Origin of the sequence: Pseudomonas sp. 22072 (genome assembly GCF_052046095.1) — a bacterium.
In the GTDB taxonomy this organism is placed as follows: Bacteria; Pseudomonadota; Gammaproteobacteria; order Pseudomonadales; family Pseudomonadaceae; genus Aquipseudomonas; species Aquipseudomonas paracarnis.
Genome location: NZ_JBQEQE010000036.1, coordinates 17,698 through 36,953 on the forward strand (window position 1 = coordinate 17,698; position 19,256 = coordinate 36,953).

Below are 19,256 nucleotides of genomic sequence, written 5' to 3' on the forward strand. Positions count from 1 at the left end.
CACCCCATCCCCAAAGGAGTTACCCATGACTTACAAGCGCTTGAACAAAGACGATGCTGTTGTGCTGTTGGTTGATCACCAGACCGGCCTGATCTCCCTGGTGCAGGATTTCTCCCCCAACGAGTTCAAGAACAACGTGCTGGCCCTGGCCGACGTGGCGAAGTTCTTCAACCTGCCGACCATCCTGACCACCAGCTTTGAAAGCGGCCCCAACGGCCCGCTGGTGCCTGAGCTCAAAGAACTGTTCCCCGACGCGCCGTACATTCCGCGCCCTGGCCAGATCAACGCATGGGACAACGAAGATTTCGTCAAGGCCGTCAAGGCGACCGGCCGCAAGCAGATCATCATTGCCGGTGTGGTGACCGACGTGTGCGTGGCATTCCCGACCCTGTGTGCCCTTGACGAAGGCTTCGAGGTTTTCGTGGTCACCGACGCTTCCGGCACCTTCAACGAAACCGTGCAACAAGCCGCCTGGGCGCGTATGACCGCCGCCGGTGCGCAACTGGTCAACTGGTTCTCGGTGGCCTGCGAGCTGCAAGTGGACTGGCGCAACGATATGGAAGGCCTGGCCAACCTGCTTTCGCCGCGCATTCCCAACTACCGCAACCTGATGAACAGCTACTCGGCGTTCGCTGCCAAGTAACCTGCTCTGTAAAACACCGCAAAACCCTGTGGGAGCTGGGCTTGCCCGCGATTGCGATGCATCAGTCAACAGTATTGCTGGCTGATACACCGCTATCGCAGGCAAGCCAGCTCCCACATGGGTTTATATTGCCCACAACATCAGCGCCTGACACAGCTCCAACATTTGATGGTGTTCACATTTTGGTTTGTGGTGTGACCACTGACGGGCTATAAAACAGCCTATCGTCCCCTGAGAAGCGACAATGAACCCCTTCGAAGACATGCGCCTGTTCTGCCAGGTCATGGAATCCGGCAGTTTCACTGCCGCCGCCGAGCAATTGGGCTTGTCCAAGCAATTCGTCAGCCGCCGCCTGATCCAACTGGAAGACCGCCTGGGCGTACGCCTGCTCAACCGCTCCACACGGCGCCTGGACGTCACGCCGCTGGGCCAGAGTTACTACGAGTCGGCCTTGCGCCTGCTCGGTGAGGTGGAGCAAGTGGAGCAAGGCATCGCCGGCCAGAACAGCGAACCCCGCGGCACCATTCGCCTCAGTGCACCCTTGTCGTTCGCCATGGCGCACCTGGGTTGCCTGTTGCCGTTGTTCCTGCGCCAGCATCCGCAGGTCTGCGTTGAAGTCGACCTGAGCGACCGCCCGGTGGACTTGATCGGCGAAGGCTACGACCTGGTGCTGCGCATCGGCACCCTGGAAGACTCCACCCTGATCGCCCGGCGGATCGCCGCTATCGAGCGGGTGTATTGCGCCAGCCCCGACTACCTGGCGCTGCGGGGTACGCCATTGAAACCCGAGGATTTAGCCACGCACGACTGCCTGCCTTACGGCCACGGCCGTCAGGTGCAATGGCGTTTCAAAGGCAAGGTGCAAGCGTTGAGCGTCAGTGGGCGCATGCGCGTCAACAACGGTGACCTGCTGCGCGATACCGCGATAGCCGGTTTGGGCGTTACCTACCTACCGACGTTCATTGTCAGCGACGCCTTGAAGGATGGGCGTCTGGTCAAGGTACTGGAGGACTTCGCTCCTGAGGCCTTGACCCTGTCGGCGGTGTACCCGCAGCACCGCCAGAGTTCACGCCCGGTGCAAGCGCTGGTGGAGTTCCTGCGCGAACGCCTGGCTAGCGGCTGCTGAACAGTTGGCGGATCAGGTTGGGCGTGCTGCCCGTCCACCGCTTGAACGAGCGCCGAAAATTCGCCGCATCGTTGAAATTCAGGTACGCCGCTACTTGCTCGTTACTCCACCCCTTGGCCTGGTACAGGTGCAACGCCACATGCTTGCGCACCCGGTCGACCTGTTGCTGAAAACCGGTGTCGTGCCGTTGCAACTTGCGCTTTAGCGTGGCCGGGCTCATGGCGAAGGTGTGGGCGGCCTGTTCCAGGCTTGGTGGCTGGCGCACGTGTTCGCGCAGGTAGGCATCGAGGCAGTCCAGAAAACTTGTGGCAAAGCCCAGTTGCTCGATTTGTTCAAGGGCTTGCTGGCGCGCGACCTGGCCCGCCGTGGCCGAAGCACCCGGCCAGGTGTGGGTGAGGTATTCACGGGGGAGGCACATCATGTTCAGAGGGCGTTCGAAGCGCGTGTGTTCGCCCAGATGCACCCAGTATTGCTCGACATACCGAGGTTCGGCGTGGCTGAAGCTGCACACCCACGGCAAGCGCTGGCCGCTGAGCCATTGGCTCATGGCAACCAGTGAAGTCATGCTGGCTTCGAGCAGAAAGCGCCAGTGTTCGCCGGCGCCGCAACTGTCCAACCAATACAGGTAAGCGTGGTGCTCATCCAGCTCCAGTTGCAGCGTGGCCAGCGGGCTGAGCAGCACTTGTTGCTGGATCAGGATATCCAGGGCCTGATGAAGGTTCTGTGCATGCCCCAGCGCATGACTGGCGGCGCCGTAGTAGCCGGGCAGCAGGCGTTGGCCAAACAGGAAACTGCTGTCATCGGCATCCAGCAGTTTGCGGCTGTTGCCGATCAAACCCAGGAACTGCTGCGGGCTCAACCGCGCATTGCCGGCCAGGATGTCTTCGTGGAACAGGCCGGTGCCGCGCAGTAGGCGATGGCTGTCGATGTCCCGGGACAAGCCCAGGTCGATCAACGTGGCGGGTTGATAGTGACCGGGGATGAAGCGGCTGTCGTTTTCATACCAGCTGGTTTTCACGGCCATTTCAGGCACTTTTCGCAAGGGGTTGCTTGGCCCGGGCCAGGCCCATATTCAGCCGCTTGAGCAGCTCGTGAGGTGACTCTTGCAAGGCCATCACCACCGCCGTGGTCGCCGTCAGTTGCAGGCGTTCGCCCTGTTGCCGGGTCTTGTGGGCGAGGCTCTGCACCGCGTGTTGCAACTCCAGCGCCAGGCCCTGGGCCTGGCGCTCGCCGGTGTTGGGCAGCAGCACCACAAAACGATCGCCCGCCAGGCGGCACAACAGGTCCTGGCGGCGCAGGTTGAGCAACAGCACATGGCTGACAGCCTGTAGCACCGCATCACCCTCGGCATGCCCGTAGGCCTGGTTGATGGTGGCGAAGTTGTCCAGGTCCAGGGCCAACAACGACAGTGGTTGTTGCTGCGCTTGGCTGTCGCGCAGGCTGTCGGCGAGTTGGCGCTTGAGGTAGTCGGCACCGGCCAGGGGCGTGAGTTTGTCGAACAGCCGATGCTCGCGAAACAACCGCTCGCGTTTTTCCATCTGTGCGCTGATCGCCAGTTGTTCGTGGTGCCAGTGATAAATGCCAATCGTCAGCAGGATCATGCCCAACGGCATTGGCCCTGACTCCAGCCAGTGATCCCAGGAGATGCTGTCAGGCAGGCGGATGAATTCGTCGAGGCTGTCGATCCACCAGGAAAAAAAGATGCACGACAGCCCCAGCGCCAGGTATTGGGTGACCCGTCCGGCGGGGCGGCTTTTCAGTACCAGACCCAGCCAGATCAGCGCGAGCAGCGCCGAACCGCCTTCGCCGATGATATCCAGCCACACCCATTCGCTGACGCTCTTGAGCTCGCCGCAGGCCAGGTGCAGGATCAGCCCGAGGTTGGCGGCGATCAGGAGCAATGCGAGTTTCCAGCGGTGGGGTTTGAGCACGGAAAACATGGCCACGGGTCCTTGGGCAAATGAGTAATGGGCGCCAGCACAGCAGATGGATGTGACGGTTGGATGACGGGCGGGGAGGGTCGAATCAGCTCATGCCCTTGGCACATTTTTCAGCTGAACATGGAACCCATGTGGGAGCTGGCTTGCCTGCGATAGCGGCCTGACAGTCGACACAGGGTGTCAGACCGAGTACATATCCCTTCCTGCGGTAACGGCCACTTAGGGTTCCGCTCTTACAGCGGGTCACTTTTGGAAAAGAGCCCCAAAAGTAACCAAAAGGGCTCTTGCCCCACCACTCGGCACCTCGCCCAGGCTCGGTGTGCCCGTAATCCGCCAGTGATTTGGGGGGGCGCCTGAGATCAAAAGCAGATCAAGAGCAAGATCAAGATCAAGAGCGGCTCGCTTCGCATCGTGGTTACCTGAGCGGCACATTCGACTTCTCTGTCGATCGAACCGCCGCCTTCGCCGGCAAGCCAGCTCCCACAGGTTGAGTGAGGTCATTTCAGCTCATTTGTACCCTCCAGAAGCCTGTAAACCCCGCTTTGACAGGCTCTGCCCGCAACCCTGTCACAGAACCGTCACGCCCCATCCCTAGCTTGCCCTCCCAGTTGCCGGGCCCCTTGCCTGGCGCCAACGGATTCTTGGGGAGGGTTTCATGTACAAGCGCACCGGGCTCGTCAGCTTTACGCTTACCGCCTTGGCTCTGGCGATAGCCTGCGAGCGGCTCAACGCCGCGGAAGCGGCCACCGAGCATGTCGATGTGGTCGGCCAAGCCGCTGCGATCGACAGCGCCCTCAAGGAGCAGCGCTCTTCCGACAGTATCAAGAGCGTGGTGCATGCCGACGGCGTCGCCCAGTTGCCGGATGAGAACGTTGCCGAGGCGGTGCAGCGCTTGCCGGGCATCAGCGTTGAACGTGACCAGGGCGAAGGCCGCTTTGTCAGCGTGCGCGGCCTGGGCCCGGACCTCAACAGCGTGACCATCAACGGCACCCTGGTGCCATCCCCCGAGAGCGAGCGCCGCGCCGTGGCCCTCGATGTTCTGCCTTCGGAGTTGGTGCAGTCGCTGTCGGTGATCAAGACGCTCACACCGGACATGGACGCCAACTCCCTCGGCGGCACCGTCGATGTGAAGAGCCTCTCGGCGTTCGATCACAAGGGCCTGTTCTATACCGGCAGCACCGAGGCCAGTTACGACAAGAACACGCACCAGACCAGCCCGAAATTCTCCGGCGCCGCCAGTAACCGGTTCAGCCTCGGCGACGGTATCGACAACTTTGGCGTGGCCGCGGCCCTCAGTTGGCAGAAGCGTGATTTCGGCTCGGACAACGTCGAAACCGGCGGCGCCTGGGACTTCAGCAACGGCGCCCGGCTCAACGAATTCGAGCAGCGCGACTACGACATCAGCCGTGAACGCGCCGGTGGTGGCCTTAACTTCGATTACAAGCCCGATGACCTGAGCAGCTACTACCTGCGCACCCTCTACAGTCGCTACAAGGACACCGAAACCCGCAACGCTGCCAGCCTCGAGTTCGCTGACCCGCAAGCGCCCGGCGAATTGGGCGACGCCGAGGGCAAACGCAAGCTCAAGAACCGCGAGGAAACCCAGCAAATCCAGTCCTACGTAGTGGGCGGTGAACGCATGCTCGGCCTGTGGACCCTGAGCGGCCAGGCCGGTTACAGCCGCTCCAGTGAAGACAGCCCGGGGCATATTGCCGGTGCGACCTTCGACGGCGGTGACTTTGCCGACAGCGGCTTCTACGACACGGCCAAGCCGCGCCCGCTCGTTGGTAGCGGTTTCTACGACCCCGCCAATTTCAGCCTGGACAAAGTCGACTGGGAAAAACAGCACACCCAGGACACCGAGAAGAACCTGCGCCTGGACCTGGCCCGCGACTATGACTTCAGCGGTTACGCATCCCAGTTCAAGTTCGGCGGCAAGGTCAGCCGGCGCCACAAGGACAATGACCTGGAGGCCTGGGTCTACAAGGACCTGGATGAACAGGGCTTGAGCGATGAACAACTCAACCTCACGCAGTTCCAGAAGGGCAACGTCGACTACCGCCTCGGCCGCTTTGGCCCAGGTATCAGCGCGGGCAATATCCGCCAGTTGATCGGCGGCCTCAATCGCGATGACTTCTATGACCCGACCGAATCCACTGTCAACGACTTCACCATCCGCGAAGACATCAATGCCGGCTACCTGATGAACACCGTCGATATTGACGACTGGCGCTTCATCGCCGGTATGCGTTACGAGGGTACCGAGTTCGAAGCCAAGGGCACCGGTGCCACGGACGGCCAGTTCAGCGCCACCGAGACCAAGCGCCGTTATCACCACTGGCTGCCGGGCCTGCATGCGCGCTACCAGATTGACAAGAACACCCAGGTGCGCGCCGCCTGGACCAAATCGGTGGTGCGTCCGACCTTTGGCCAACTGGCCCCGGGTTTTGTGATCGACGATGACGAGGCCACGTTCGGCAACCCGGACCTCAAGCCTCTGGAATCGAGCAACCTGGACCTGGGCATCGAGCATTTCATGGGCCGTGCCGGTACCGTGTCGGCCTTCGTGTTCTACAAAGACGTCCAGAACTTCGTCTACAACACCGACGTGGCTGGTACCGGTGCCTGGGCCAACTTCGCCGAGGCGCACACCTTTGCCAACGGCGACAGCGCCAAACTGTATGGCCTGGAACTGGCCTACTCACAGAAGTTCGACTGGCTGCCTGCGCCATGGAACGGCCTGATGATCGGTGCCAACAGCACCTTCAGCCGTTCCAGCGCGGACATCGAGGGCTTCGACAGTGCCAGTGGGCGCAATCGCAAGCGCAACATCAGCCTGCCCAACCAGTCGGACACGGTCGGCAACCTGATGCTCGGCTGGGAAGACGACACCCTCAGCCTGCGCCTGTCGGCCAATTACAAATCGGCCTATTTGTATGAGTTGGCGTCGATCAATGACAAGGCCCATGACCTGCACGTCGACGCGCAAACCTTCGTTGATTTCAGTGCGCGCTACTCACTGACCAAGAACCTGCAGGTCAGCTTCGAGGCACAGAACCTCACCGACGAGTCGTACTTCGTCTACACCGGCCACCGTAGCTACAACGGCCAGTACGAAGAGTACGGCCCCACCTACAAGTTGGGCCTGACCTTCACCCATTTCTAACCCTGGCCCCTGTAGGAGCGAGCTTGCTCGCGAAAAACTTCAACGATGACGCGGGGCGCCTGAATGAATGCGGCGCCTGGGAGTTTTTCGCGAGCAAGCTCGCTCCTACAGGGCATCAGGGCAAGCCCTCCCAAACGGGATCTCCATTGTTTTCGAAGGATTGTCTGTTCATGAGAATTTCCAAGCTGTGCCTGCTGGTCGTACTGGTTAGCAGCGCCAATGCGTTCGCCACTGACCTACCGTTGACCCCGTGGGCACCCAGCCTGAACGCCCAAGCCGTGGCCTTCCTGCCCGGCGGCACCCAGCGCGTAGCGGCCAGTGCCCGCGACGGCCTGCTGCTGCTCGACGATAAAGGCGTCGAACTGGCCCGCTTCAAAGGCCGTTTCAGCAGCCTCGACACCCGCGCTGCCGGCACTCAATCGCTGATCGCAAGCCTCGATAACGACCGCCAGCAGGCCTTGCTGATCGGTCTCGATGGCGCCGGCAAAACCTGGGGTACGCCGCTGTACCTGCCGACCCGCGACTTCGCGGTAAATAGCCTGTGCCTCTATCGCGATTCGGCGGCCAACCTGTTTGTGTTTCTGGTCGGTGAAGAGGGCAAGGGCGAGCAGTGGCTGGTGGGCAATGGTTCGACGCTGTTGGCCCAGGCGCAGCGTGTTCGCAGCCTGCCACTGCCGCCATCGGCGCAATACTGCCAAGTGGATGATGCGGCCGAGCGATTGGTGGTGAACGAGCAAAACGTCGGCTGGTGGGCCTACCCGGCGCACCCGGAAGCCGAGGTGAAGCGCACGCCCGTGGCGCTGTTCTACGATCCCCAGCGCGAAGCAGGCGCCATGGCACTGGTGCCGGGCGGGATGCTCGCGTTGGACTCGAAAACCGCGCAATTGCACCTGTTCCAGCAAGTCGGGGAACGTTGGGTTGAGCAACCCAGCCTGGCCTTGCCGGGCCTCAAGGAACCGGAGCAGTTGGTGATACAGGGCCGGCAGGTGCTGGTGCGGGACGACGACAGCGAGCAGCTCTATCAGGGCCGCCTTGACTGGCAAGCCACGCCGGTGCCGGTTGCGCCGATACTTGCGCAAGTCGCCGCACTGCGCCAGACCGAACCCGTGGGTCGCCAAGGCGACGCGGCGGATGACCCGGCCATCTGGGTTCACCCTGAAACGCCGGCCAAAAGTCGCGTGCTGGGGACCAACAAGAAACAGGGCCTGCTGGCCTACGATCTTGACGGCAAGCTGTTGCAGGAGCTGGCAGTGGGGCGCCTGAACAATGTCGACATACGCTCTGGCTTCAAACTCGGTACGCACACCGTCGACCTGGCCGTGGCGAGTAATCGCGACCGCAATAGCCTGAGCCTGTTCAGCATCGACCGCCAGAGCGGCGAGTTGCTTGAAGCCGGTGAGGTCCCCACGCCACTCAAGGACATCTACGGCATCTGTCTGTACCAGCCTGCCAGCGGTGAGCTCTACGCGTTCGCCAATGACAAGGATGGCACCTTCCTGCAATACCGCCTGAGTGCACCGGCTGGCCGTGTGCAGGGCGAGTTGGTGCGTCAGTTCAAGGTCGACAGCCAGCCCGAGGGCTGTGTGGCCGATGACCAGCGCCAACGCTTGTTTATCGGTGAGGAAGATGTCGGTGTGTGGGCGATGGATGCCCGTGCCGACCAACCGGCCACGCTCACTCCGGTGATCAAAGTCGGCCCGCAACTGCACGCAGATGTCGAAGGCCTGGCGCTGTATCAAAGCCCCGCGCGGGATTACCTGGTGATCTCCAGCCAAGGCAATGACAGCTACCTGGTGCTGGACGCCGAGCCGCCATTCGCTGTGCACGGCGCCTTGCGCGTTGGCCTCAATGCGGCCGCAGGCATTGATGGCGCCTCGGAAACCGATGGCCTGGAGGTCACTGCCGTCAACCTCGGTGGGCCATGGAGCCAGGGCATGCTGGTGGTGCAGGACGGGCGCAAGCGCATGCCCGAGCAAGCCCAGAACTTCAAGTTCGTGCCCTGGGCCGAGGTGAGCCGCGCGTTGAAATTACCCTGAGCTGTCATCACGCAGTCATCCGTTTTTAATCGAATAGGAGCTTTACCATGCACGCGACGATGGAACATATGACGATCTGGAGTTTGATCAGCGACGCCAGCCTGTTGGTCAAGGCTGTGATGGTCACTTTGCTGCTGGCTTCCTTGCTCAGCTGGTACCTGATCATTCAGCGCAGCAGTGTACTGCGTGGTCTGGAACGGCAGCTCAACGGCTTCCTGGCGCGCTTTCGCGTGGCGTCGGACCTGCAACCCTTGTATCGCGACACCGTGCAGGCGGGCGAGGGCGGTGTGGCGCCGATCTTTATTGCCGGCATGCAGGAATACCAGCATCTGCACCACCACGATCCGGCAGTGCTCGAGGGTGTGGAGCGCGCCTTGCAGGTTGCGATCACCGACCAGGAGCTGGAGCTGGAAAAAGGCCTGCAGTTTCTGGCGACGGTGGGGTCGGTCAGCCCCTATATCGGCCTGTTCGGGACTGTATGGGGCATCATGAATTCGTTCCTCGGCTTGTCGCAGGTGCAACAGGCTACGCTATCGACCGTGGCACCCGGTATAGCAGAAGCCTTGATTGCCACGGCCATTGGCCTGTTTGCGGCGATTCCGGCAGTAGTCGCCTATAACCGCTTTGCGGCCCGCAGCCAGACTTTGCTCACGCGCTACTACGCTTTTGGCAATGAGCTGCAAGTGCACCTGCACCGCACACTGCGCGGTACCTCGAACAACCTGGCCGTGGCCGCCTGAACAAGGAGCAAAGCGATGTTGATCAGGCCGCAACGCAAGCACGGGCCCAAGGCCGAGATGAATGTGGTGCCCTACATCGACGTGATGCTGGTGCTGCTGGTGATCTTCATGGTCACCGCGCCCATGCTCACCCAGGGCGTGAAGATCGAACTACCCAAGGTCGCCGCCGAGGCGCTGGCCACCGATACGCGCCAGCAGATCCTGACGTTGTCGGTGAAGGCGGACGGTGGCTACTACTGGAACCTGGGTGGCGAGCTGGATACGCTCCAGCAGACCGACAGCGCGGTGACCCTGGAAGAAATGAGCGCCAAGGTCATGCAGGTGGTGGCGGCGCGCAGCGATACCCAGGTGTATATCCGTGCTGACGACAATGCAGGTTATGGCCGTGTAGTGGCGGCCATGGCGGTGCTGCAGAAGGGCGGCGTCAGCAATCTTGGGCTCGTCACCGAGGCCCCGCAATGACGGCGATGATCATGCACAGTCCGGCACTGGCCTTGGCGCCCAACGGCGATGGTTTATGGCGTAAAAGCCTGGCAGCGAGTCTGGCCGTGGCGCTGCATGGTGCGGTGGCAGTGGCGTTGATGCTGGGCTGGTCGACGGAGCGACCAGGGGTGGATGCGCCGCGGGTGATGCACACGCAGTTGGTGGTTTTACCCGCTCCGGCGCCGGCGCCTGTGCCGACACCCGAGCCCGTAGCTGCCGCGCTGTCAGAACCTGTTGTGATCCCGGTACCGACCAGGCCGACGGTTGATCCGCAGGTGCAGGCGCAAAAGCTCGAGAAAGCCGCGCTGGCGCGCAAGCGGGTTGAAGAAAAGAAACTCGAGCAACAACAGCAGCGCATGGCGACCGAGCAGCGCAATCGGGCGTTGGAACAGCAACGTCTGAGTCAGGAGCGTGCCGCTTCGGAAAAAGCCCGAGCCGCCGTGCCTGCGCCTACCCCTGCATTCGACAGCCGCCAGTACCAACCCTTGAGCAAGGCCGCCCCCGACTACCCCGAACGTGCCCTGGACAAGAACATCGAAGGCGACTGCTCGGTGGAATACACCGTCAACACCCAGGGGCACGTGGAAAACCCCAAGGTATTGGACGGCTGTCACCCGTTGTTCATCAGGCCCTCATTGGCGGCGGCCAATACTTTTCGCTACCAGCCGAGAATCGTCGATGGCAAGGCTGTTGCCGTACCGGCAGTGCGCAACACCTTCCACTACCGCATCAAATGAGCTTCTCCAGCCACCTTCCCAAAACCAGTGTGGGAGCTGGCTTGCCTGCGATAGCGGTGGCTCAGTTGAATATTCAGTGGCTGGCCCCCCCTTTGTGGGCAAGCCGTCAGACATTCGCGAGGTTACTTAACTCAAGGCCCGCCACATACCGTTCCAGATTAGCCAGGAACGTATCCGCAATTTCCTCCTTGCTGCGGGTCGAAATAGCCGAAGTATGCGGCGACAGCCGTACCCTTGGATGGCTGTACAGCGGATGCCCATCGGGCAGTGGCTCTGGCTCGGTGACGTCGAGGGAAGCCAGGCCGATCTGGCCGTTATCCAACGCGTGCAACAGCGCTTGCTGATCGAGCAGGCCACCGCGGGCGATATTGATCAGGTGCAGCCCCGGCTTTGCGCTGGCCAGTACATTACGATCGATGATATGCCGCGTTGCTTCGGTCAGGGGGGCCGCCACCACCAGGTGATCGGCGCGGGCAAACAGGTCGTGGATGTCCTTGGCCGCTTCCACGCCATCGAGGCCGAACGGGGTTGTGCTTTGACGCAGCGCCACCACCTTGAGCCCCAGTGCCAGAGCCTTTTGCGCCAGGCTTGTGCCAATCGCGCCAAAGCCCAAAAGGCCCAGCGTGGTGCCCTTGAGCGGGCGCAGCGCGGTGAACTGCCACTGGGCATCCTTTACCCAGATGTCCGGCAAATGCTTGGCCGCGGCAAAGATCGCCGCCAGGGCGAACTCGGCCAGGTTATCGGCGGCGCTGCCACGGGAAGTGGTCACGGGTGGGCCGTTGAATAGCCACTGGGGGTAGAAGTCGATACCCGACGACACCAGGTGCACCCACTGTGCGCCGTAGGGCCAGCCCGGTGGCGGGGTGTCGGGGGCGGTGTAGCCCCGCACATTGATCGGGCGCAGCAGCAGGATATTGGCGTGGGGCGGCAAGTCACTGGGCACACCGACCGGCACGCCGATTACCTGGGCTTCGGGGTGCAGTGGGGCAAGGCGCTCTCGGATCACCTGGTTGTAATCTTCTTCCAGTTGGCTGGCAATAATCACCTGGCTCATGTGCGTTCCTTTTGGCGCTGGTTGAACACAGCCTTGCCGACGCCTTGCAGCACGGCGTCATTTTGCGGAGTGTGGACGCGGCTACACAGCACATCGCGGTAATGCCGTTGCAGTGGGCTGTGCCGTGACAAGCCAGGGTTGCCCGAGGCTTCGATGGCCAGTTCGACCGCACGGATCGCATTGCCGGTCACCAGGTACTTCACTTGTGCGGCATTGGCCGTCGGCGTGTGGCCTGCGGCAGCAGCATCGAGCAGGCTACGGTTGGCGAACAGCAAAGTGTCGATATGGCCGACGGTCTCCTGAAAACGCGGCAGGGTGGACAGTGCCGCGCCGAGATTCGACGGCTTGCGCTCCTCCAGCCAGTCCACCAGCCAGTCTCGTGCCGCCTGGGCCACGGCGTCGTACACCGAGGACAACAACACCGACATCCAGAGGAATCCTTCGCCATCCAGCTCCGCTTGCGGGGCGCTCCAGGGGCTGACGCTGACCGCATGGTCCAGGGGCACCCATACGTTGTCCAACACCACCTCATGGCTGCAGGTGGCGCGCATGCCCAAGTGGTCCCAGGTGTCGATGATGCTGACGCCGGGGCTGGCCTTGGGCACCAGCCAGGCGCCTACCAGCGGGTCGGCGTCATCGCTGCGCGCCCACACGCTGAACCAGCTCAGGCCATGGCTGCCGGTGGAGTAGAGCTTGCGCCCACTGATACGCCAGCCGTCGGCGGTGCGCACGGCAGTGGTGGCCGGCAAACCGCCACGGGCTGGGGTGCCAAGGTCAGGTTCGACACGCAGGGCATTGATCAGCGCGCCGTTCTGCACCGCCTCCTGCGCGACCTGCACGCGCAGGTGTGCGGGCCAGCTCTGGTTGTCTTGCAGGCGGGCGTGTTGCAGGTATTGCATCACCAGGATCAATGCCGTTGACGGTTCGCCCTTGGCGATGGCGCTGATGACCTTGCGCGCCTGGGACAGGCTGGCGCCACCGCCGCCGAGTTTTTTCGGCACGGTCAGGGCGATGAGTTGGTGTTGGTGCAGGAGCTTGAAATTAGCGTGGGGGAAGGCGCCGCTTTCGTCATAGAGGGGCGCGGTACTGGCCAGCTCGGCGCTGAGATGATCAAGCAGGGCGTCGAAATCGACGGCTTCCACAGCCTTGAGAGACGGTTGAGTCATAAGTCTGTACTCGGTCAAAAATGTGGGAGGGTGGCAAGCCCTGACCCCCTTGTAGGAGCGAGCTTGCTCGCGAAAAACTCACAGGCGCCGCGTTTATTCAGGAAGTACGCGTTATCGTGGGCGTTCTTCGCGAGCAAGCTCGCTCCTACAGGGGGTAGCATTCAGGCCAGGGCTTGTTCGGTGGCTTCGATCACGCTGTAGCGGTTCGCTGGCACTTCCAGGCCGAGATTGTCCCGAAGGGTGTGGCCGCTGTACTCGGTACGGAACAACCCTCGCTGTTGAAGCACCGGCACCACCAACTCAGTGAAATACTGCAGGCCATCCGGCAGTACCGAGTTGATGATGAAACCATCGCTGGCGCCGCTCTCGAACCAGGTCTGGATGGCATCCGCGACCTGTTCCGGGGTGCCGACAAAGTCGCGCTGGGGCCGCGAGAAACGCAGGGCCACTTCGCGCAGGGTCAGGCCTTCGTCACGGGCCAGTTGTTTGATACGTTCGGAGCCACCTTTCTGGCTGTTGGCGCCCAGGTCGCCCAGTTCAGGGAAGGGCGCATCCAGCGGGTACTGGCTGAAATCATGGTCGTTGAACGGTCGGCCGAGGGCGACGATGGCGTCTTCCACAGTGACCAGCGCCACGGCTTGCTGGTAGCGGCTTTCCACTTCGGCGGCATCGCGCCCGACAATCGGGCGGATGCCCGGCAGGATCGACAGGCTGTCCGGGTCGCGGCCAAAGCCCTTGGCGCGGCGTTTCAAATCGGCGCTGTAGGCCTTGGCCTCATCGATAGTTTCCACATGCACAAAAATCGCATCGGCGTTTTCGGCGGCAAAGTTACGCCCATCCTCCGAAGTGCCCGCCTGGAAAATCGCCGGTTGGCCCTGGCGCGAACGCGCGATGTTCAGCGGGCCTTTGACCGAGAAGAATTCGCCCTTGTGGTTAAGCGCATGCAACTTGCCTGGGGTGAAGAATTCGCCGCTGTGTTTGTTATAGGCAAAGGCATCGTCCTCCCAGGAATCCCACAGACCCTTGACCACATTCAGGTGTTCCTTGGCGATGCGGTAGCGCACGGCGTGGGGCGGATGCTCGGCCTTGCCGAAGTTATCGGCGGTGCCACTCAGCCACGAGGTGACGACGTTCCAGCCGGCGCGGCCGCCGCTGATGTGGTCCAGGGAGGCGAACTGGCGTGCTACCTGGTAAGGCTCGGTGTAACTGACGGTCACGGTGGCGACCAGGCCGATATGAGTGGTCAGCGCGGCCAGGGCCGAGAGGATCGTCAGCGGCTCGAAACGGTTGAGGTAATGGGGGCTGGACTTGGGGTGGATATGCAGGCTGTCGGCGATGAACACGAAGTCGAACCGGGCGGCTTCGGCCAGTTCGGTCTGCTGCTTGTAGAAGCCGAAATTCGTGCTGGCGTCGGGTTGTGCCTGCGGGTGGCGCCATTCGCCCCAACCGTGGCCGACACCGTGCACCATGGCACCGAGTTTCAATTGACGTGGCTTGCTCATGTTCTGCTCCTTAGCGCGAGGCTTGTTCGAGGGGGATACGCTTGGCGTTGAAGCTGGAATCGAAGCCCTGGGAGACGTCGATGTGTTGGCTCAGCAGGCCTTCTTTTACATAGGTGTCGGCGGTGGCTTGCAGGCCATGGATCACCGTATCGTCAATCGTGACCGGGGAAAGATGGGTGTCTTGGGCCACTTCTATATGCACGGCCAGTGGCAGGCCAGTGATCTTGGCCTGGGCAGCGGCGTATTGCTCGGGATGGGTATTGGCCCAGGCGTAGGCGCGATCGATGCGGGCGACAAAGTCGTCCAGTTGCACGCGCTTGTCGGCAATGGCCTGGCCGGTAGCGGCGAAGTACAGATGATTGCTCAGCAGGTGCTTGCCGCTCACCAGCACGCGAGCATTGCTCTGTGAGGTGACCACGGTGGTGTAAGGGTCCCACGTCGCCCAGGCATCGGCGGTGCCGTTGTCGAGTACCAGCCGGGATTCGGCGGGCAGCAGGAAGATGAACTGCACATCCTGGGTGGTCAGCCCGGCATCGTTCAGGGCCTTGATCGCCAGGTAGTGCCCGATGGAGCCGCGCCCGGTGACAATCTTCTTGCCCTTGAGGTCGGCCGCGGTCTTGATCGGCGAATCCTTGGGCACCAGCAGCGCCGTGGTGTTACGGCCTTCGGCATGGATGATGCTGATCACCTTGATCGAGGCACCGGCGCCGAGGGCGAACACATAAGGGGCATCACCCAGGGCGCCGACATCCACAGCGCCGGCGTTCAGCGCTTCGCCCAGGGGCGAGGCCGAGGGGAATTCCGACCATTTGATCTCGTAGGGCACGTTCTGGCTTTCGCCCGAGGCTTCCAGCAGTGCCTTGATCGTGGATTTCTGGTTGGCCACGCGCAGCGGTTGCAGGTCGCCAGCCTGGACGGTGGAAAGCACGCCGAAGGCCAGGGCGGCGCCCCACAGCAGGCGTTTGAATGGGAGGGCATACAGCATGGGAAAAACTCCAGGCGTTGGGTAAAGGGAGATACCTCCGCCTGGAGAAGGGGTCGGTTGGGCGAAACGATGCAGCGGTGAATCAGATCACGTAGAAGCCATGGGTGCCGTCGCGGGCCAGTTGCTCCACGAGGCCGAACTCCCAATCCAGGTAAGCCTGCATGGCTTCCCGTGGGTTGTCGGTGCCTTCGTACGGGCGGCGGTAGCGGTCGATACGCGGGGACGCCAGGTGGCTTTCGCCTGACTCAAGGGGCAGTTGCGCATGGATCCAGCCAGCCGTGCCGTCCTGCAGCAAAAAGACCGGCTTGCCGGTGAGGGCCTCGACTTCCGGCACGGCCAGGCGCGCCAGTTGGCTGCTGCCGCAGGTCAACACATAGCGCTGGGCGCTCGGTACCTTGCTCAGGGCCTCGGGCAGTTGCGCGCGCAGCACCCACCAGGCGCCCGGGATATGACGTTTCACGTAGTTGGCGCTGGCGGTGAAGTCCAGCACCTGCGTGTCGCCATGGCTGAGCCAGTCGGCAAGGGTGTGGGGGCTGATCAGTTCGGCCTGGGGCGGTGGCGGCACGGGTGCGACCCATGCACCGCGTTCGCTGAAGTGCGTGGCTTGCAGGTCGTCCAGCACCGAGACCTGCCAGCCCAACTGGGCCAGCCACGACGCGGACATATTGGCGCGCACACCGTCGTCGTCCACCAGGACCAGGCGCGCACCGCGCACACTGGCAACGTGGTCGGTTTCCTGCACCAGTTGCCCGCCCGGGGTGGCGCGGGCGCCCGGCAGGTGGCCGGCTTCGAATTCTTCTGCGGTGCGCACATCGAACAGGTAGGTGGTGCGGGTCGCGTCCTGTTGCCAGCGGTGCAGATCATTGAGCGTCGCACGCTTGACCCCGGCTTTATCGGCAACACCATGTGCCTTTTGGGCGGCGAGTTGGCGATGGTTTTCCGAGGTCGGCGCAAAGCGGCGCGCCTGGCCATGGTCGAGGGTCTGCCCGGCCAAGGTCCAGCCGATGGTGCCGTTGCGCAGGGCTGCCACCGGGTTGGGGAGGCCGGCGTTGATCAACGACTGAGTGCCGATAATGCTGCGGGTGCGCCCGGCGCAATTGACGATGATGCGCGTGGCTGGATCGGGCGCCAGCTCACGGGCGCGCAACACCAACTCGGCCCCCGGCACGCTGATGCTGCTGGGGATGCTCATGGTCTGGTATTCGTCGAAGCGGCGCGCATCGAGCACCACCACATCGGCCTGGCTGTCGAGCAGGGCCTGGACCTCTTCGGCGGCCAGGGACGGCGTGTGGCGCTGGTTCTCCACCAGTTCGCCAAACGCCTTGCTGGGTACATTGACGTCGATAAACAGCTCGCCACCGGCCCGGCGCCAACCGTCCAGCCCATCCTCCAGCAGGCTGACCTGGGTGTAGCCCAGTGCAACCAGGCGTTCGGCGGCGCGCTGGGCCAGCCCTTCGCCGTTGTCGTACAGGGTGACCTGGGTATCGCGGCGTGGAATGCGCGCGTACACCTCCAGTTCCAGCTTGGACAAGGGGATATTCGCGGCGAACAGAGGATGGGCCTCGGCAAAGGGGGCTTCCTCACGCACGTCGATCAGCGCGACTTCTTCACGTGCCAACAGGGCCTGGCGAATCTGCGCAAAGCTGCGGGTCGATAGGGTGGTCATAGGGCAGGGCTCTTTTCTTTGGACAGGTCCCAGATGTTCGGGAGATAGGCGTTGGAATAACCGGAGATAAACAGTTTCTCGCTGCCGTCGGGTTGATACACCGCCCGGCGCACCGCGCCGATATTGGCGCCGTATACGTGGATGCTGATGGACACTTGGTCGCCGTGGGCATTGCTGACCTGATGGATATCGCCGACTTTGGGCGACACCGCCTCGACCTGGCCCGGCAGCAATTGCACGGGTTCGCCTTGCGCTACCAGGCCGCCGCCCGGTGCCCGGGCAAACCCCTGGGAAACCTCCGCGCCGCGCAACATGCCGATCAGACCCCACACCCTGTGATCATGAATCGGCGTGCGTTGCCCTGGCCCCCATACAAAGCTGACCACGCTGAACCGCTGGCGCGAATCGGCATGCAGCAAAAATTGCTGGTAGCGCTCGGGGTCGGGCTGGGCGAACTCGTCGGGCAGCCAATCATCGTGGCTGACCAGTTGCGCCAGCAGCTTGCCGCCACGGTGCAGCAGGTCGCCTTCACGCGGGTTGCCGTCGATCAATTCCGCCAGGGCGCCTATGAAGGCTCTGAGTCTCTCGGGGTGTCGGGCCTGGGTCATGACCATTCCATCGGGCTGTTGGTATGCTTTTATCTAAGCATAATGTTTATTTTTAATATGCTATTTTTTAATGATTAGCTTATAGCCGGAGGTAATTTAGAACCGGTTTGAATAGTGTTAGACGTTATTGATCACTGGCTGGGCTATCCAGACCTGTGTGCGGCCACTATGCTTCACGCACATCTTAATGACTGATCTGTATGTGCGGCCCAAATGAAAATTGACGATATCGATGCCTTTGTCGAAGTGATTCGTTGCCAGTCCATCAGCCATGCCGCCGCGTCGTTGCAGCTGACCCAGCCAGCCATCACCCGCCGCGTGCAGAACTTCGAGCAGGCCCTGGGAGTGGAGTTGTTCGACCGCAACACCAAGCCCCTCAAGCCAACGCTGATCGGTACCCGGGTCTATGAGCAATGCCGGTTGATCCTGCGCGAGATGGATGCCCTGCGCGAACTGGTGGCTACCGATGCGCCGCCCACCGGCGTGCTGCGCCTGGGCGTACCGCAGACCATCGGCGATGTGGTGCTGCTGGACGCACTCAAGCACCTGCGCAGCGAATACGCCGACTTGCGCGCCCAGGTTGCCACCGGCTGGGGCAGCCAATTGGTCGGCAAGATTGAACGCGGCGAACTGGATGCGGCGGTGGCGTTGTTCCCCGCAGGCAAGATCTTCCCGGACAACCTGGTCGGTGAGTCCATCGGCAAGATGGAGTTGGTGGTGGTCTGTGCCAAGGCGCAGTTGCCGAAGAAGCCTTGCAAGCTGGCGGACGTGTACCAGAGCGGTTGGATCCTCAACCCGGACGGTTGCGGGTTCCGTGCGGGGTTGCAGCGCACCTTGTCTGACCAGGGCCTGGCGTTGCGGGTGAACCTGGAAACCTTCGGCACCGAACTGCAACTGGGCCTGGTGGCCGACGGCCTCGGCCTTGGCCTGGTGCCACGTCCGTTGCTGGAACGCAGTGCTCATCGCGAGCACCTGGCGGCGATGCCCCTCAAGGACTTCAAGCCGGTGATGGATTTGTGGCTGATCTATCCGCATTTTCTCGGCAACCTGCAAGGGCCGGTGGATGCGTTTGGTCAATGGGTGGCGGATGCTTTGCACAAGATCCGCAGCGCTGCCTGACGCTCTGCCAGCCGACATTTACCTACCTGACACCCCGCAATCCAACTGTGGGAGCTGGCTCGCCTGCGATGACGGGCTGCCAGCCGACATTTACCTACCTGACACCCCGCAATCCAACTGTGGGAGCTGGCTTGCCTGCGATAGCGGCCTGACAGCCGATACAGGGTGTCAGACCGAGTACATATCCATTCCTGCGGTAACGGCTACTTAGGGTTCCGCTTTTACAGCGGCTCACTTTTGAAAAGAGCCCAAAAGTAAGCAAAAGGCTCTTGCCCCACCACTCGG

16 protein-coding genes are annotated in these 19,256 nt (G+C 62.2%); 8 read left to right on the plus strand and 8 right to left on the minus strand.

Annotation, left to right across the window (positions count from 1 at the left end; genetic code table 11):
• Positions 1 to 25: 25 nt before the first annotated feature.
• Together ycaC and ACTJLA_RS24550 are read left to right on the plus strand one after the other, a co-directional pair.
• Positions 26 to 643: an isochorismate family cysteine hydrolase YcaC gene (gene ycaC, locus ACTJLA_RS24545; protein ID WP_003191905.1), complete on the plus strand. Its 618-nt coding sequence runs from the start codon at positions 26 to 28 to the stop codon at positions 641 to 643.
• A gap of 244 nt (positions 644 to 887) precedes the next feature.
• A complete protein-coding gene (locus ACTJLA_RS24550; protein ID WP_057974875.1) occupies positions 888 to 1,769 on the plus strand; it encodes a LysR family transcriptional regulator in 882 nt (293 codons plus the stop codon).
• On the opposite strand, the gene ACTJLA_RS24555 is transcribed toward ACTJLA_RS24550, so the two are convergent.
• Together ACTJLA_RS24555 and ACTJLA_RS24560 are read right to left on the minus strand one after the other, a co-directional pair.
• The gene (locus ACTJLA_RS24555) at positions 1,756 to 2,793 is read right to left on the minus strand and encodes an AraC family transcriptional regulator (RefSeq protein WP_034127395.1); all 1,038 of its coding nucleotides are present in this window, start codon (positions 2,791 to 2,793) and stop codon (positions 1,756 to 1,758) included. The two genes, ACTJLA_RS24550 and ACTJLA_RS24555, sit on opposite strands and share 14 nt — an antisense overlap.
• Before the next feature lies 1 nt (position 2,794).
• On the minus strand, positions 2,795 to 3,709 hold the full coding sequence (locus ACTJLA_RS24560) for a GGDEF domain-containing protein (RefSeq protein ID WP_034127396.1): 915 nt from the start codon (positions 3,707 to 3,709) through the stop codon (positions 2,795 to 2,797).
• Positions 3,710 to 4,364: 655 nt separating this feature from the next.
• Between ACTJLA_RS24560 and ACTJLA_RS24565 the strand changes: the two genes are divergently transcribed.
• From ACTJLA_RS24565 to ACTJLA_RS24585, 5 genes are all read left to right on the plus strand, one after another.
• Positions 4,365 to 6,875, plus strand: a complete 2,511-nt coding sequence (locus ACTJLA_RS24565; protein WP_314546408.1) for a TonB-dependent receptor — start codon at positions 4,365 to 4,367, stop codon at positions 6,873 to 6,875.
• 170 nt (positions 6,876 to 7,045) lie between these two features.
• Positions 7,046 to 8,911, plus strand: a complete 1,866-nt coding sequence (locus tag ACTJLA_RS24570) for a phytase (RefSeq protein ID WP_314546410.1) — start codon at positions 7,046 to 7,048, stop codon at positions 8,909 to 8,911.
• 47 nt (positions 8,912 to 8,958) lie between these two features.
• The gene (gene tolQ / locus ACTJLA_RS24575; protein ID WP_198862104.1) at positions 8,959 to 9,651 is read left to right on the plus strand and encodes a protein TolQ; all 693 of its coding nucleotides are present in this window, start codon (positions 8,959 to 8,961) and stop codon (positions 9,649 to 9,651) included.
• 15 nt (positions 9,652 to 9,666) lie between these two features.
• Complete coding sequence (gene tolR, locus ACTJLA_RS24580) at positions 9,667 to 10,113, plus strand: protein TolR (RefSeq protein ID WP_054898666.1); 447 nt, start codon at positions 9,667 to 9,669, stop codon at positions 10,111 to 10,113.
• On the plus strand, positions 10,110 to 10,871 hold the full coding sequence (locus ACTJLA_RS24585) for a TonB family protein (RefSeq protein ID WP_314546415.1): 762 nt from the start codon (positions 10,110 to 10,112) through the stop codon (positions 10,869 to 10,871). The genes tolR and ACTJLA_RS24585 overlap by 4 nt, the downstream gene beginning before the upstream one ends.
• A gap of 106 nt (positions 10,872 to 10,977) precedes the next feature.
• Here the strand turns inward: ACTJLA_RS24585 and ACTJLA_RS24590 are convergent, their stop codons facing one another.
• The 6 genes from ACTJLA_RS24590 to ACTJLA_RS24615 form a co-directional block, all read right to left on the minus strand.
• On the minus strand, positions 10,978 to 11,925 hold the full coding sequence (locus ACTJLA_RS24590) for a D-isomer specific 2-hydroxyacid dehydrogenase family protein (protein ID WP_314546417.1): 948 nt from the start codon (positions 11,923 to 11,925) through the stop codon (positions 10,978 to 10,980).
• Positions 11,922 to 13,091 (minus strand): acyl-CoA dehydrogenase family protein, encoded by a 1,170-nt coding sequence (locus ACTJLA_RS24595; RefSeq protein ID WP_057974867.1) that lies wholly within the window; start codon positions 13,089 to 13,091, stop codon positions 11,922 to 11,924. Before ACTJLA_RS24595 ends, ACTJLA_RS24590 begins: the two co-directional genes overlap by 4 nt.
• Before the next feature lie 161 nt (positions 13,092 to 13,252).
• Complete coding sequence (locus ACTJLA_RS24600) at positions 13,253 to 14,593, minus strand: LLM class flavin-dependent oxidoreductase (protein ID WP_034127403.1); 1,341 nt, start codon at positions 14,591 to 14,593, stop codon at positions 13,253 to 13,255.
• Positions 14,594 to 14,603: 10 nt separating this feature from the next.
• Positions 14,604 to 15,578, minus strand: coding sequence for an ABC transporter substrate-binding protein (locus ACTJLA_RS24605; RefSeq protein ID WP_198715413.1), 975 nt, complete (start codon positions 15,576 to 15,578; stop codon positions 14,604 to 14,606).
• A gap of 82 nt (positions 15,579 to 15,660) precedes the next feature.
• The gene (locus ACTJLA_RS24610; RefSeq protein WP_314546423.1) at positions 15,661 to 17,244 is read right to left on the minus strand and encodes a rhodanese-related sulfurtransferase; all 1,584 of its coding nucleotides are present in this window, start codon (positions 17,242 to 17,244) and stop codon (positions 15,661 to 15,663) included.
• On the minus strand, positions 17,241 to 17,852 hold the full coding sequence (locus ACTJLA_RS24615) for a cysteine dioxygenase (RefSeq protein ID WP_014718170.1): 612 nt from the start codon (positions 17,850 to 17,852) through the stop codon (positions 17,241 to 17,243). The genes ACTJLA_RS24610 and ACTJLA_RS24615 overlap by 4 nt, the downstream gene beginning before the upstream one ends.
• Before the next feature lie 213 nt (positions 17,853 to 18,065).
• On the opposite strand from ACTJLA_RS24615, the gene ACTJLA_RS24620 reads away from it, so the two are divergent.
• Positions 18,066 to 18,971: a LysR family transcriptional regulator gene (locus ACTJLA_RS24620; protein WP_032896831.1), complete on the plus strand. Its 906-nt coding sequence runs from the start codon at positions 18,066 to 18,068 to the stop codon at positions 18,969 to 18,971.
• Positions 18,972 to 19,256 lie beyond the last annotated feature (285 nt).

Excerpts from the sequence above, each read along its gene's own strand:
- ACTJLA_RS24600 (WP_034127403.1), bottom strand. The coding sequence starts at position 14,593 with ATGAGCAAGCCACGTCAATTGAAACTCGGTGCCATGGTGCACGGTGTC.
- ACTJLA_RS24570 (WP_314546410.1), top strand. The coding sequence starts at position 7,046 with ATGAGAATTTCCAAGCTGTGCCTGCTGGTCGTACTGGTTAGCAGCGCC.
- ACTJLA_RS24555 (WP_034127395.1), bottom strand. The coding sequence starts at position 2,793 with ATGGCCGTGAAAACCAGCTGGTATGAAAACGACAGCCGCTTCATCCCC.
- tolQ (WP_198862104.1), top strand. The coding sequence starts at position 8,959 with ATGCACGCGACGATGGAACATATGACGATCTGGAGTTTGATCAGCGAC.
- ACTJLA_RS24615 (WP_014718170.1), bottom strand. The coding sequence starts at position 17,852 with ATGACCCAGGCCCGACACCCCGAGAGACTCAGAGCCTTCATAGGCGCC.
- ACTJLA_RS24620 (WP_032896831.1), top strand. The coding sequence starts at position 18,066 with ATGAAAATTGACGATATCGATGCCTTTGTCGAAGTGATTCGTTGCCAG.
- ACTJLA_RS24605 (WP_198715413.1), bottom strand. The coding sequence starts at position 15,578 with ATGCTGTATGCCCTCCCATTCAAACGCCTGCTGTGGGGCGCCGCCCTG.
- ACTJLA_RS24585 (WP_314546415.1), top strand. The coding sequence starts at position 10,110 with ATGACGGCGATGATCATGCACAGTCCGGCACTGGCCTTGGCGCCCAAC.
- ACTJLA_RS24560 (WP_034127396.1), bottom strand. The coding sequence starts at position 3,709 with ATGTTTTCCGTGCTCAAACCCCACCGCTGGAAACTCGCATTGCTCCTG.
- ACTJLA_RS24590 (WP_314546417.1), bottom strand. The coding sequence starts at position 11,925 with ATGAGCCAGGTGATTATTGCCAGCCAACTGGAAGAAGATTACAACCAG.
- ACTJLA_RS24595 (WP_057974867.1), bottom strand. The coding sequence starts at position 13,091 with ATGACTCAACCGTCTCTCAAGGCTGTGGAAGCCGTCGATTTCGACGCC.
- ycaC (WP_003191905.1), top strand. The coding sequence starts at position 26 with ATGACTTACAAGCGCTTGAACAAAGACGATGCTGTTGTGCTGTTGGTT.
- tolR (WP_054898666.1), top strand. The coding sequence starts at position 9,667 with ATGTTGATCAGGCCGCAACGCAAGCACGGGCCCAAGGCCGAGATGAAT.
- ACTJLA_RS24550 (WP_057974875.1), top strand. The coding sequence starts at position 888 with ATGAACCCCTTCGAAGACATGCGCCTGTTCTGCCAGGTCATGGAATCC.
- ACTJLA_RS24610 (WP_314546423.1), bottom strand. The coding sequence starts at position 17,244 with ATGACCACCCTATCGACCCGCAGCTTTGCGCAGATTCGCCAGGCCCTG.
- ACTJLA_RS24565 (WP_314546408.1), top strand. The coding sequence starts at position 4,365 with ATGTACAAGCGCACCGGGCTCGTCAGCTTTACGCTTACCGCCTTGGCT.